At 59.3% G+C, this 14,131-nt stretch carries 10 protein-coding genes; 6 read left to right on the forward strand and 4 right to left on the reverse strand.

All coding sequences use genetic code 11. The features are described from left to right. The first annotated feature begins 82 nt into the window (after positions 1–82). The 4 genes from ACSAMW_RS05565 to ACSAMW_RS05580 all read left to right on the forward strand — a co-directional run bounded on the left by ACSAMW_RS05565 (position 83) and on the right by ACSAMW_RS05580 (position 6,458). Positions 83–2,218, forward strand: a complete 2,136-nt coding sequence (locus ACSAMW_RS05565) for a M10 family metallopeptidase C-terminal domain-containing protein (protein WP_500593050.1) — start codon at positions 83–85, stop codon at positions 2,216–2,218. Between the two features lie 224 nt (positions 2,219–2,442). Next, complete coding sequence (locus ACSAMW_RS05570; RefSeq protein WP_500593051.1) at positions 2,443–4,665, forward strand: glycosyl hydrolase family 28-related protein; 2,223 nt, start codon at positions 2,443–2,445, stop codon at positions 4,663–4,665. 286 nt (positions 4,666–4,951) lie between these two features. After that, on the forward strand, positions 4,952–5,653 hold the full coding sequence (locus tag ACSAMW_RS05575) for a glutathione S-transferase family protein (RefSeq protein ID WP_500593052.1): 702 nt from the start codon (positions 4,952–4,954) through the stop codon (positions 5,651–5,653). Positions 5,654–5,882: 229 nt separating this feature from the next. Then, the gene (locus ACSAMW_RS05580; RefSeq protein ID WP_500593053.1) at positions 5,883–6,458 is read left to right on the forward strand and encodes a TetR/AcrR family transcriptional regulator; all 576 of its coding nucleotides are present in this window, start codon (positions 5,883–5,885) and stop codon (positions 6,456–6,458) included. 60 nt (positions 6,459–6,518) lie between these two features. Here the strand turns inward: ACSAMW_RS05580 and ACSAMW_RS05585 are convergent, their stop codons facing one another. Then, positions 6,519–9,002: an autotransporter domain-containing protein gene (locus ACSAMW_RS05585; RefSeq protein WP_500593054.1), complete on the reverse strand. Its 2,484-nt coding sequence runs from the start codon at positions 9,000–9,002 to the stop codon at positions 6,519–6,521. Between the two features lie 300 nt (positions 9,003–9,302). Here ACSAMW_RS05585 and ACSAMW_RS05590 point away from each other — a divergent pair, with 300 nt between their 5' ends. Then, positions 9,303–9,806: a DUF4274 domain-containing protein gene (locus tag ACSAMW_RS05590; RefSeq protein WP_500593055.1), complete on the forward strand. Its 504-nt coding sequence runs from the start codon at positions 9,303–9,305 to the stop codon at positions 9,804–9,806. A gap of 146 nt (positions 9,807–9,952) precedes the next feature. Here the strand turns inward: ACSAMW_RS05590 and zigA are convergent, their stop codons facing one another. Continuing rightward, positions 9,953–11,167: a zinc metallochaperone GTPase ZigA gene (zigA, locus tag ACSAMW_RS05595; RefSeq protein ID WP_500593056.1), complete on the reverse strand. Its 1,215-nt coding sequence runs from the start codon at positions 11,165–11,167 to the stop codon at positions 9,953–9,955. Between the two features lie 209 nt (positions 11,168–11,376). Here zigA and ACSAMW_RS05600 point away from each other — a divergent pair, with 209 nt between their 5' ends. Then, positions 11,377–12,165: an N-acetylmuramoyl-L-alanine amidase-like domain-containing protein gene (locus ACSAMW_RS05600; RefSeq protein WP_500593057.1), complete on the forward strand. Its 789-nt coding sequence runs from the start codon at positions 11,377–11,379 to the stop codon at positions 12,163–12,165. A gap of 57 nt (positions 12,166–12,222) precedes the next feature. Here the strand turns inward: ACSAMW_RS05600 and ACSAMW_RS05605 are convergent, their stop codons facing one another. Next, a complete protein-coding gene (locus ACSAMW_RS05605; protein WP_500593058.1) occupies positions 12,223–13,182 on the reverse strand; it encodes a transglycosylase SLT domain-containing protein in 960 nt (319 codons plus the stop codon). 289 nt (positions 13,183–13,471) lie between these two features. Beyond that, a complete protein-coding gene (locus tag ACSAMW_RS05610; RefSeq protein ID WP_500593059.1) occupies positions 13,472–14,104 on the reverse strand; it encodes a LysE family translocator in 633 nt (210 codons plus the stop codon). Positions 14,105–14,131 lie beyond the last annotated feature (27 nt).

Consider the following 14,131-nt stretch of genomic DNA (forward strand, 5'->3'; position numbering starts at 1 on the left):
CAATTCCGGGCCCTATAAAGGTGCACGCGCGTCTGTAGCGCGCCACGCTCCACGTTTTCAACCTACGCCTAAGGGATACACAATGGCCTCGACTTACAACACCACGACCGACACCCATACCGTCCGCTCCAGCCCGGGCAGTGTCGTGGTCGACGTGAATGCGCTCACGGATACCGCCCGGAGCATGACGCTGCTGCCGGATGGCAAAATGCTGCTGGCCGGCTTTAGCCAGCATAATTATGTGGGTTATTCGGGCGCCCCTGGGGATGAGTCCTATGGCACTCGCTCGGACCGTACCGTAGTGCGCCTGAATGCCGATGGCAGCCTGGACACCACCTTCGGCAACAGTGGCATTGCAGTACTACCCGCCAACCTGGACCGCGAAGACGCCACCTTCATCATGGCTGCGCAGGCCGATGGCAAGGTGCTATTTGCCGACCACACCGCCGCAGGCTACACGGTGCAGCGTTTCAACCTGGACGGCAGCCTGGACAGCAGCTTCGGCACCAACGGCGCCTTGGTGTTAAAGCTGGATTACTACCCAGAGGGCACGGCCCTGGACGTCAACCCGGACGGCACTTTCTATATCAGCACGCGAGGTGAACACGAGACGGAGCTGTACAAAAGCAGTGAAGACGGCCAACTCGTAGACAGTTTTGGTGACCACGGCCGCCAGGCGTTGTCCCCTACCGGGGACTATGAAAACGGCAACATCACCACGGCTGTGCAAGCCGATGGCAGTGTGGTGATCGGCAGCTGGCTGTATGTAGGCGGCTATGACGTGCCAGGCAGCACTATTTCTGTACCTGGCGACCCTGTGTACAGCCTCCAGCGCCTCAAACCAGATGGTACGGTGGACACTCGCTTCGCAGACAACGGTACGCTGCAGTTCAACCCCGCCCTGGGCCTGAATTACTACTCGGACGTTGCCGTTCAGGCCGATGGCAAGATCATTGTGGTAGGTGAAGGCACCAATCATGCAGGGACCATTCTGCGGCTCAATACCGATGGCTCGTTCGATACCACCTTCGGGAACAACGGCATCACCACGTTCGCCCCGATCCCCGAGGCGACGGGTTACGCACATTCGAACGGTGCCAGCGCCGTTAGCGTGCAGCCTGATGGCAAAATCGTAGTCACCGGCACCAGTTCCTTGAACGTGAACGGAGCCTTCAGCGCCGTTCGCCTGAACGCCGACGGCTCACTGGACACTACCTTTGGCAGCCAGGACGGCACTGCCCACCTGGACGGTTCAAATGGGCAAAATACGCTGCTGGGCCTGAACACCGCTGAAGTCATCCACGGCCTGGCCGGCGATGACCTCCTTCAAGGCAATGGTGGCCGCGATGTGCTGGCTGGCGGGGCTGGCGCGGACATCTTCCGCTATGCCCAAGTCAGCGACAGCTTTCGCACTGCAACCCAAAACAGCAGCGACCGTATTGTGGACTTTGACCCCTCCCAGGACCGCATCGACCTGACCAAGCTAGGCTTCACTGGCATTGGCGATGGCCACAACGGCACCCTGGCGGTGGTGGAAAACGCCGAAGGCACCCGTACCTACCTCAAAAGCTACGACGCCAACGGCGACGGGCAGCGCTTCGAACTGGCGCTTGACGGTGACCTGGCGGCCCGCTTGACCAGCACCCAGTTGGTGTTCAGCACCCCTACCGTGTACGGCACCGACAAGGGTGACGTGATCACGGGCAGCGCTTTCTCGGAGGTCATCCGTGGCCTGGGCGGCAATGACACCATCAACGGCGGATTGGGCTCCGATGTGATCATCGGTGGCGCGGGTGCAGACCGGCTGAATGGCGGTGACGACTTGTCTGTACAGCTGTTCAACGGCAAGCACGAAAACGATGACACCTTCCTCTACACCGCAGCGAGCGACAGCTACCGGACCGACACCAAGAGCATGGTGGACCTGATCATCGACTTCGCCGACTACAGCGACAAGATCAACGTGTCCGCCTTGGGCTACACCGGCTTTGGCGATGGCACCGATCACACACTCAAGGTGGTGTACAACCAGGCCCTGGACCGTACCTACCTTAAGGACATGGACGCCGACGCCCAAGGCCATCGGTTCGAAATCGCCATGACCGGTGACTGGTCGCAGGAACTGGACAACAGCAACATGGTGTTCGCCCCCGCTCATGAAGAGGTGAAACTGGTGGGCGTGGCTGCCGACACTTCCCACGACGGAACCGTTGGCTAGGCCGTTTAAAACCTGGGGGGTAGCGCAACGCTGCCCCCCTTCCCACACGTTACCCCCCTTCTCTTAGTGCCGTTCAAAGACAGACGGCTACCGGTTTTCTCAAATCGTGATCCAACCGGGCCAACTTGAACTACTGTTGTATCCGCCCCCATACAAAAGCCAGGATGCGCGGTTGGGCGGGGGCACATGCACCCTGGGATCAGCTCGCATCTACAGGAGTTTCTATGACCACTGTCTACTTCAATGTTCGTGATTATGGCGCCGTCGGTGATGGCGTCACCGACGATACCGCCGCCATTCAGGCCGCCATCAATGCCGCCGGCACCGCTATTGGATCGGCTGACGAACTCATCAATGCCCAGGTTTACCTGCCTGAAGGAACCTACATCGTCAGCCCCCAGCCGGCCCGAAATGTCTGCGTGTGGCTTGGGAGCGATATCATCCTTAAGGGTGATGGGGCCGGCGCGACCAGCCTCAAGCTGGCTGACGGCTCGGAACGGGCCATTTCGGGTATCGTGCAAACCGGTGGTGAAACACTGCGTGCCGGTTTGCAGGACCTCACCATTGACGGCAACAGCGCACACACTAGCGGCCGTGTGGATGGCTTTACCACGGGCGGCGAAACCTACCGGGACAACCCGGACACAAACATTACCCTTAGCGGCGTAACCCTGGCTAATTGCAGCGGGAACGGGCTCAACGTACAAGAGAATACGTATGGCCTGAACGTGACCGATTGTGTGGCCAGAGGAAACGGCCTGGATGGGTTCCATGCTAACTTGGTGGGCGTGTTCAACCCGTACGTAGACGCTGGCGGCTTCCATGACAACCTCAGCGAGAACAACGGCCGCAACGGTTTTACCGTGGTGTTGGACAACTACCAGACAAACCTGGCCGATAACGACGCCGTGAACAATGGTGACCGCGGTATTCTCGTCCAAGGCGCAGAGGGCGAAGAAACCGATGACGAGGTGCAGATCACCGGTGGCGAGGTGTATGGCAACGCAAACGAAGGCGTGGCGCTCAAACTGCTCGAGTCCAGCAGCGTAAACAACGTTACCGTGCATGATAACGGCGGCGCTGGCATAGGCCTGATTAGTAGTTCAGGTACCAATGTTGCCAACAATACCCTCTACAATGATGCCGTAACCCACGGCAACGCGGAGGTGACCATACAAGCCTCCGAAGACACGGACGTTACCGCTACAGACTCCACCTACGGCAACAAGGTGCACAACAACACCATCACGGGTGGCAACGCCAGCTACGCCGTGGCCGAGAGCAACGAATCCGAGTTGGGCTACACCACTGTGTCCGACAACGATTTCCGCGGCCTCAACGACCCCGCCACGTTGTTTTATGCCTCTGACAGCAGCGCCTTCAATAACCATTACAGCTTGGTGGCCACAGGCACGGCCGGCAATGACAGGCTCACCGCAACGGATGGGGCAGACACCCTGCTCTATGGCAATGCGGGCACCGACCGCCTGGTCGGCGGCGCCGGTGCTGACCTTCTTGATGGCGGTGCAGGCATTGACCGCCTGACCGGTGGTGCCGGGGCCGACACCTTTCGGTTCGTTCATACCGGCGATAGCGTGCGCGGCGCCAGCGACCTGATCACGGACTTCATGCCCGGCGAGGACCGGCTCGACATGACCAGCCTAGGCCTTTCCGGCCTGGGCGATGGCCATGACGGCACCTTGCGCGCTATCTACAACGCCAGCCTGGACCGTACCTACCTGCAAAGCCTCGATGCCGACAGCGATGGGCAGTACTTCCAACTGGCCCTGGCGGGGAATTACCTGAACCGCCTACAGGCCAGTGACTTTGAAACCTTTGTGCAAGGCACCCGTGGCAGTGACACCCTGGTTGGCACCGATGCCAGCGAAACACTGGCTGGCCTGGCTGGCGCCGATACCCTCAATGGCGGCAGCGGCAACGACTACCTGATTGGGGGTGCTGGTGCTGACACCCTGAATGGCGGCAGCGGCAACGACACGCTGCTGGGCGGCAACGGCAACGACCGGCTCAATGGCGGCTCCGGCGATGACAGGCTTGTGGGCGGCGCGGGGGCAGACAGGCTCAGTGGCGGATCAGGCGCAGACACGTTCTACTTTGGCAGCAGCACTGACAGCGTGCATGGCGCCAGCGACCTGATCACCGACTTCTCGGCTGAGCGGGACCTGATCGATGTGGCGGCGCTGGGCTATACCGGCCTGGGCAATGGCACAGGCACCACCCTCAAGGTGGTGTACAACCAGGCGCTGGACCGGACCTACCTCAAGGACGTAGACGCCGACGCCCAAGGCCACCGCTTCGAAATTGCACTCAACGGTAACTGGTCGGACAAGCTGGACAACAGCAACATCGTGTTTGCGGCAAGCGACAGTGAGGTGACGCTGGTGGGTGTTGCGGCCGACACCTTACACCATGGGGCGGCGGGCTAGCCTTTGAAACGAACTAGGCCCATGGCATAGGCAAAGGGACCTGGCCGGGCGCCTGACTTACAGCAGGTTCCCGGCCTCCCCCTTCGGCTTCGACCAGTCCTCATCAAGCCGTACACAACACGCTGTGTACGGTAAGCCCCTCCTGAAATGCGCCCTGCCGGCAAAATGACAAGCGGCCGCCTAACAAATGTTAGGTAGACACTTGACTGCACGCCGATCAGCACCTATGGTTTATCTACCTAACGGTTGTTAGGCAGGATTTTTTCCTTTCTCCAGGACAGCCCCCATGACCTCCAACTTACAGCTGTTTACCTCGCCTTCTGCTTTTCCCAACCCTCAGCGGCTCCGCCTGTTCATGCATGAAAAAGGTATTGCCGATCAGTTTGATGAAACGGTCTATGACATGACGCCTGGTGGCGAGCAGCGCGGCTGGCGTCACTTGAACATGAACCCATGGGGTGAAACCCCTACCCTGCAGTTGGCGGACGGCAGCTTCATTTCTGAAACGCCGGCTATTGCTCGTTTTCTCGACCAGTCCTACCCAGGCCGCAAGATCATGGGAGAAAGTGCTCTGGAGCAGGGCCTGGACACCATGTGGGATAACCGCATTTGGGTGCATATCCTCTATCGGATCGTCACGGCGTTTCATGTGCTGCATACGGGGCTTGGCTTTAAGCTGGAGCTGACGAAGAACGAGGCTTGGGGTGAGCATTGCCGCAAGGAGGCCTTGATGCATGCAGCCTTGGTCAACCGTCATCTGGCAGACGGCCGTGAATGGCTGCTGGGTGGGGCTGAGCCCACGTTTGCAGATATCACGCTGGCCACCGCGATTGCCTTTTCCAAGTTCCCAGTCAATGCCACGCCACTGGACGAGCGTTTCGAGCATTTGGATGCCTACTGGCAGCGCTGGAAGAAGCGCCCAAGCTTCCAGGCAGCGTATGCGGACCGTAGCAGCGGCCTGCCAGAACTGGATGAGCCAGCGGCCTGATTTCTCCAAACCGGTATCAACATCAAGGCTGCCATCGGTAGGCGGCCTTTGCCCATGTTTGGCGGGAGGGCAAATCAAGCGAAGCAGGGTGTGTTTGAGGCGTGTTGGTCAAGTAAGTGGGTAGCAGTTACCGGCTGCGCCTTCAACTGAAATAGGCGGTACTGGCGTCTTCTGCTTTAAGATAGCCCTGATTTTCCAAAACCGCGTCTGACGCATCAAAGGCATGACAATGAGCACCAACGCCCGCGAGGCCATACTCCTGGCTGCCCGAAACATCGCCCAGTCACAGGGTTACAATGGCTTGAATTTCCGCGACCTGGCGCAGGCAGTTGGCATCAAGGCTGCCAGCATCTACTACCATTTCCCTAGCAAGGCTGATTTGGGCACCGCTGTTGCAAAGCGCTATTGGCAGGACGGTGCTGCAGCCCTGCAGGCGCTCTCTGAGCAAACGCCAGGCCCCCTCGAAGCCCTGCACCGCTTCCCCGAAATCTTCCGGCGTTCGCTTGAAGCGGATAACCGGCTTTGCCTCGGCAGTTTCGTAGGTGCTGAAACCGATAACCTCCCCCCGGCGATGGTTGAGGAGATTCAAACTTTCGCCCAGGTCAATATCGCCTGGCTCAGCCAACTTCTTGTAGCCGCACACTGCTGCGACGCAGCGGATAGCGACGAACGCGCCCGCGCCATCTTTTCTGCAGTGGCCGGTGCTCAGCTCATCGCCAGGAGCCGTTCAGACATTGCGCTGTTTGATAGCCTGATTCAGGCCTACCGCTTGTATGGGCCGCTACCAGCCCAGCAATTACTCTGAGTGAGAAGCTGTTTGCACAGTTTCGGTCGTTAAAACAGGCTTGGGAGCAGCAGGGCGTACTCAGAACGTTAGCTCGTAGCCGACGGTTCCCCAATAGGTCGGGGCCTCGCCTCCGGTGGTGGCGTTCAACATGAGGCTTGCGACACCTGCACCCAGTTTCACCTCGGCGCCAGTCCCTGCACGCAGCCAGTGTGCAGCGTAATCCGTGCCTGGGAGGTCAAACGCCCTCCCTCCGGCACCCAGCAGCCTACCTTTCACAGCGGGGCCACGGGACTCGTAACGCTTGGCCGTCTCTACTCTGCCCAGCAACGTGAGCCTTGGGTTAACCGAATGTACAGCGTCCAGCCCTGCGCGGGAGGTGTTGGTACGGCTGTTATTGCCTTCCCAAGCTACAGGAAACCCTCCACCTGACTCAGTGTAGTGATCGAGCGCCGTATGCAAATACGTATGGCTTACGTAAGGCGTGAAACGCGTAGCACCCACCTCGAAGGCGTCAAGCCAGTCCATACGAACCCGGCTGCCCCAGCTTGTGGTGTTAGCATCACCAGACGAAGTGTTTTGAACACCGGCATTACGGTAGCCGCGGTCAATGTCGCTGGTACCGTGGTTATACAAACCGCTTAACGTCAAGTACAGAGAAGTGTCCGGCAGGCGCGCAATCATCTCTGGCAGTGCATACACCCCACGGACCTTAACGTCGCTGCCATTGCTGCCTTTCTGCTGGCTCCCGGTCAAGCCAAAGGCCATATTGAATTGAAGGCCATCGGTGACACCCACGCCATATCCAATTTCGCCGACTCCCGCGTCACCCTCGTAGGCATTATGCGAATGACGGCCTATATCCCCTGACACCCAAGCACGCTGCTTCCCAGCTTCCAGGCGGTGCCGCATGGGGTCTCCGTGCAGGCCGTTGAGTGTCAGGTCGGCATCTTTTGCGGCCATGGTCGAAGCCTGCACGCGCACCTGTGCAATACCCGCCATGAAGTCGCTCATATCAATCAGCCCACCGCCGGTGGCGGGAGCAGTGGTTGGCAACGGGTCGACAGGGCTCTTCACCCCACCTGCAGACGGGGCGAGTTCAGGCGTTTGTACACTGGGCACAGGCGTCGACACAGGCGCAGGTTCCAGGGCAGGCTGGGGCACGCTTACCGGCTCTGATACGGGCGTTGTAACAGCGGGAGTGGTAGGCGTTGTGGCTATTGGTACAGGTGATGGCGTTATCGGGGTTGGGGTTGGCGCTGGGGTTGGCGTTGGGGTGGTCGGTACCGTGGTAATGGGTGTAGGTGTAGTAGGGAGAGGTGTAACCGGTGTACTGGTTACCGGATCAGTGGCAGCCGGAGTAACCACACGGGCCAGATAATTATGCCCGTTACTGAGCTGCCCAATCACAACATTGCCGTCGTCACTGACCGCAGTAGCCTTCACGGCCCTGGCATTATCCATGTTCACCGCAAAGCCATTGTCACTGAGCCAAGCCTCCAACGTGCGCATCCCTTTAGCCGTGTTCCAATAAAACGCTTGGTGTTCGTTGGCCGCATTCAAGCCATCGCCTACCACGATCGCTCCGCTGGGGCTCATATCACGGGCATACACGGCCGTGCCGCCCAAGGTGCCCAAGTCAGTAAGCGTTCCATCCTCCCAACGAAATGCACGGGTATTGAGGTTATCGGCCAATATGGAACGGCCCACTACCACGCGGCCGTCAGCGCTGACGAACTGCGCCACCGAGTAATGTCCTCCCAGGGTGCCAAGGTCGGCCATTGTTCCGCCGGACCAGCGGAAGGCGTGCCCAAAGCCGTTATCGGCCAGCAATGAGGTGCCCACTACCACCGTGCCGTCAGCGTTCACGCCCACGCTTTGTGAGTAATCGCCGCCCAACGTACCTAAGTCCAGCAAGGTATTATTCTTCCAGAGGAAGGCGTGCTGATTGCCTGAGGCGATAGTGGAATCCCCTGCTACGGCCTGGCCGTCGGCACTCACTGCCCGCGCATAGGCATTCTGGCCACCCAGCGTACCGAGTGCTTGCAGGTAACCGTTCTGCCATCGGAACGCAAGGGTTTGGCTATCCGTGGCGACAGTGGAATAGCCCACCACCACCGTACCATCGGCACTGACCCCTTGCGCATAAGAGGTGGTACCGCCCAGGGTACCCAAGTCCTCGATAGCGCCGTGCTCCCAACGGAAGGCGCGGGTTGCACCACCCACGCTCTGCTGATAACTACCCACCACCACCTTGCCGTCGTCACTCAGGCCATGGGCCTGGGCTGTAGCGACATCTGTTAGCGTATCGAAGGTACCGGCCCGCCATGTGGCGACGTGAGCAACCCCCTGCTCGTCAACCCGGCTGCCTGCAGCGGTGGCACCGTCTGCGCTAAGATAAGCCGGTATGAAATCAGAACCGGTTGAGGCGGAGAAATCCACTACATCAGCGGCCCGGGCTAGGTGGGCATAACCACTGACTATCGCCACACACATGACAATTTCCAGCGATACCCGTGCGCCAGTGGTTGTACGTGTTGTGAGCCGTCGGGCATACGGAGGCATAGCGGTGCTCCACGCTGGATAAGAGTGAGGTAAAGCGTTCAGCAACTTATCGGCGAGGTAAAAGCAAGCTTTAGACAGGCTGATGTGCTCTAGGGCTAGGCTTACGTAAACAACCAGCCCATAAAACGCCTTGGCAAGTTCATGGGCTGCAGGTAGCCGAAAAACGCCCTGGTTGGCGATTGAAGGTGCACAAGTTGATGATCAAAAAGAAAAAAGTCAGCGCCCGAATGATTATGTACGCAGGTGCTAGTTAAAATGGCTTTGATCGATTTCCTATACAGCTGATGAGCCCGACCTATTATGGAAGACCACAATGTTGCCCTTCAGGCCTGGACCATCACCCAGGAACACCTCGCCACCGCAACGCCATGGGAATGGCACGTCTATGCCGATGGCTCGAATTACAGCGACAACCAGCAGGGCTTGAAGTGGTTACTGGATCAACCTTCGCTGGAGCTGGCAACCGCGCTTATGATCTATTGGAACCTGGGAGCAGCCTGGTATGTTGCCTATGAGACCGTACAGCAGGCAGACGACCCGGAGACCTTTGAGCTACTGCGTCTCATTGAAGACCGGGTCAAGCGCGACTTCTATCAGGGCCGTAGCCTATGGTTCGACCCAATGCAATCGGAAAGCGCGAGGCCCGACGACTATCCCAACCAGCCTGTCAATCGTCCTACTCCTCCTCATATGCTCCAAGTAGTGGACGGTACTGAATACTACGACAGGGATCTGGTACAAGATGAATACGAAGAAGGCTTGCCGCCTGCCGTCGCTCAGCGGATCTATGATCTATTTGATTAACGGTTTTGGCCTACTTCGGCAGCGGTGGTTGTCGAATAGGAGAAATAGAACGACCGTCGCCCTAGCTGGCCTGCTATCAGGCTGCATTAGTAGATGAGAAGTGCGTAATGCCACACGTTTGCACTAGCCACCGGCTCCAGCACCGTTCAAAACGTGAAGGGGTCCTCAAGCGTTGCCCACCCTTGGGGGCCAAGCATCCTTTCCTCGTCTGTGAGCAGGCAGGCGTCCAGCATTCGAGTGAGTTCACCCTGGTTCATGCCCATGCCAATGAGCACCAGTTCCTGGCGGGCATCACCTACGTCGTCGTGCCATAGGCTTCGAATGGCCGCTAGCTCCTGTGGGTCCTCCGGCCACTGCTCGGTGGGTACAGCCACCCACCAATGGCCTGCGGCTTCGTGCCGGCAGATGGCCCCGGCCTGGGACCAGCCACACGCGAGCGCCGGTCGGCTGGCCAGCCAGAAGTAGCCCTTGGAGCGCACCACACCTGGCCATTCCCCCGTGATGGCGGCATAAAAGCGGGCCGGATGAAAAGGCCGACGCGCTCGGTAGACAAAGCTGCTGATGCCATAGGCTTCGGTTTCCGGCACATGCGTACCGCGCAGCTCCTGCAGCCAGCCAGGGGCGCTGGCCGCTTCATCGAAATCGAACAAGCCAGTGTCCAGCACTTTGGCCAGCGCGACTTGGCCGAACTCGGCCGCCTCGATACGCGCACGTGGGTTAAGCCCTTTGAGGATGCCGTAGAGCTGGTCACGCTGCGGGGCACTGACCAGGTCGAGCTTGTTCAGGACGATCACGTCACAGAACTCCACTTGCTCGATCAGCAGGTCTACCACGGTGCGCGTGTCGTCTTCACCCATGGATTGGCCACGTTCAGCGATGCTGTCCTCGCTGCTGTAGTCGCGCAGGAAGTTGTAGGCGTCCACCACCGTAACCAGAGTATCCAAGCGCGCTACGTCTGATAGGGACGCTCCTTGTTCATCGGTGAAGGTAAAGGTTTCAGCAACGGGCAGCGGTTCGGAAATGCCCGTGGATTCGATCACCAACTGGTCGAACTTGCCGGCCTTGGCCAGGCGGCCCACTTCTTCCAGCAGGTCTTCACGCAAGGTGCAGCAAATGCAGCCGTTGCTCATTTCCACCAGTTTCTCATCGGTTCGCGACAGGCCCGCGCCCCCGTTTCGAACCAGCGCTGCATCAATGTTTACCTCCGACATGTCATTGACAATGACAGCGACTCGCCGCCCCTCGCGGTTATTGAGGATGTGGTTGAGCAGCGTGGTTTTCCCAGCGCCCAGGAAGCCGGATAAAACCGTTACGGGCAGGCGATTGAAAGCGTTCAGGGAAAGGGATGGCGAGAGAGTCATAAGTGCAGGGCTCACGGCTAAGGTTCAGTCTTGCATTAAAACGTTATACTATAACAATTACAACAGGCATACTCACTGGGTTCTAGGGGACCACTGATTCAGCCCTTTAGGCTGTGGTACGTTGTGGCATTCGCCGCTCAGGCGCCCTGCAAGCACAAAGGCGTGCAGGGGGCTGACCCAAGCAGTTGACATTAACAGGAGGTCGACCAGTGATACGTAGCGTGTGGCCAGCGGCGTTATCGCTTTTGTTCATGTTGCCTGGCAGTGCCCCGGCGCAGGTTCAACTGGATGCCTACAGCACGGCGCTGATTACACAGGCGGTGGCTGACCAGAAGGCACGCATGGCGGACCCAGAGCGCAGGGCGGAGCGCATTACCTCGCCGTTCCTGGGTACGCCTTACGAAGCGAATCGACTCCAGGGTTCGTACACCACACCCGAGCAACTGGTCATTGACCTTGAGCGGCTGGACTGCTTCACCTTCCTGGACTATGTGGAGGCGCTACGGAAAACAAGCCATGCGTCAGCCTTTCAGCAGAACCTGATACTCACGCGTTATGCCCAAGGCATCGTCAGCTACCCCAACCGCCGGCACTTCTTCACCGACTGGGCCGCGGCGCTGCCACGCAACGCGGTAGACATCACGCCCGAGCTGAGTTTGGATAGCCGTACCGTCACTAAAACGCTGAATGCAGGCAAACAGGGTGTGCCGCTCATTCCCGGTCTAGCCGTGGTGGCGCGTGACGTGCATTTCATCCCGGCCAGCCGCGTGGGCCCGGCGCTCATCAGCAAGCTGCGCCCCGGTGACTACGTCGGCATCTACAGCCCTGCCCCAGGCCTGGATGTCACGCATGTGGGTGTGTTTCTGAACACGGAACAGGGCCCGGTGCTGCGCAATGCGTCGTCGCGACCCAGCCAGCACAAAGTGATCGATTCACCCTTTCTCGAATACGTGAGCAAAACGCCTGGCATTGTCGTGCTCAGGCCCATCGCGCCCTGATGGTGCCTGCCGCGCCAGTGTTCCAGGCGAAGCAGGCGCGCTCGATCGAAGCCAGCCTTAGGCCGCGCTGCCTTTCAACTCGGCGGCGATTTTCATCACGCTGTCGGCGTACTGGCTCGCGTGAATAGGTCGGTTGTAGTCATCTAACCCAGCTACCCCAGCCTGTTTCCAGTTGGGCCCGCCGTTATAGGCCGCCAGCTTATCCTGGTCACTGCCTTTCAAGCGGCTCATGATCACGGCGGCCATTTCTACTTGGTCCGCCTGGCTGGCATGGTTGTACTCATGCCCTGCCTGCTCACGAAATGCTTGAGCATTGTCCGCACGGGTACCTTCCTGCACCTGCATCACACCATCCTTGCCACTGTCTCCGCTCAAGTCAGCACCAAACTGGCTCTCCTGCTTGGCCTGTGCGGCCAATATGTAAGGATCAACTCCGTGCTTGTTTCCCGCGGCTACACAGTCCTGCCATAAATCCTGGGGCATGCCCTGGGGCGCGTTGCCGGCACTGGCAGTGGAATCTACGCCACCGGTACTGCCGGTGCTGCCCGCTTGGCCTACTGGCTCACCACCCCCATTGCCGCCACCCGCAGGGGCACCACTGGGCTCGGCACTTGAAGGTGCTTGTGGGGCTACGACTTGTTTATTGGACAACGGGCCTATCGCGCCATTGCCAGAGGAGGATTTATCACCCTTGCCTTTGTTGCCATCCGTGTTGCCCATCATCTGGTTGAGCATGTCGATCAGCTTTTGCAGCAACGACATGATCTCGGCCTGGAGCCCACCGCCCGCCGCCTCCTGGCCACCCTGTGTATCGGACGTGGGGTTAGCCTGCAGCGCACGCTTTTCACTGGGCGAGGAAAAGTCCACCTCTTTGTTGCCCAGGGCACCAAAGGAGAGGCCCTGCCCAGTACCCTGTTGCCCTGCCCCTTGGGAGAAAGGCTTTTCGGACAATGAAGGGTCTGGCTGTAGAAGAAAACTCGTAGGGTTGGGGTTAAGGCTATTGATAGGTAGGTTCATGGCAGTTTCCGGTCACCGCGCTGTAGGCCAACCCCTGGGTGGTAGCAGGTGGCTTCCGGTTCCCTGGCAGACATCCCCTTGCACCTACACTGCCCTTCGAAGTTACGCTTCGTACGAAATCGCGAACTTGGCCTGTTGATTATCGGGAACCTACCCTGCAGCAGGTTCCCGGCCTCCGCCTTCGGCTGCGACCGGTCCCACAGCATGGACTGAGCTCGCCGATCAGGCTCATGGCGGGTTGCGGCCCTTTGCTTACAACCTGGGCGGCCCAAGCAAGCGCCCTGTGCAACTAAACCGCCTTTGCCCCCAGCAACCGCACGCCCAACCCTACAAACAAAGCACCCGTCACCCGCTTGAACCACAGGCTCCAGCGGCTAGCGCGCAGTGTGCCGTTCAAACGGTAGGCGCTGTAGCAATACACCGAATGCACCAGCATTACCGTGGCCGCAATGGTGAGGTACATGACCGCGAACTGCGCCCACAGTGGCCGATCGTGCGCTACAAACTGTGGGAGAAAGGCGCAGAAGAAGATGAGGGTTTTAGGGTTGGTCGCAGATACGAAAAACGCCTGTGCAGCGATCCGCCAGCGGGCGGCTGGCAAGGTGTGCCCTGCAGGCGTTGCAGGCAAGGCTGGGCGCTCACGGGCTAACACTTGCCGTACCCCCAGGTAGATCAAGTAGCCTGCGCCTAACACTTTCAACGCCAGAAATGCCATGGGCAGGGCCAGCAGCAGCGCCCCTACCCCCGCGGCCACGGCGCTGACCACCAGCAATTGCGCAGCAAGGTTGCCCATGAACGAGGCGCCCATGCCGGCGGGCCCATGCCGAAGCGTGTTCCTTACAACCAACAACACGTTGGGCCCAGGCGTGAGGGTAGTCGCCAGATAGGCCAGAGCAAACGTGAACCACAGGTGAAGTGCCATAAAACGCTCCTTGTCAACGCAATGGGT

This window comes from Pseudomonas sp. AB39(2026) (assembly GCF_059831485.1).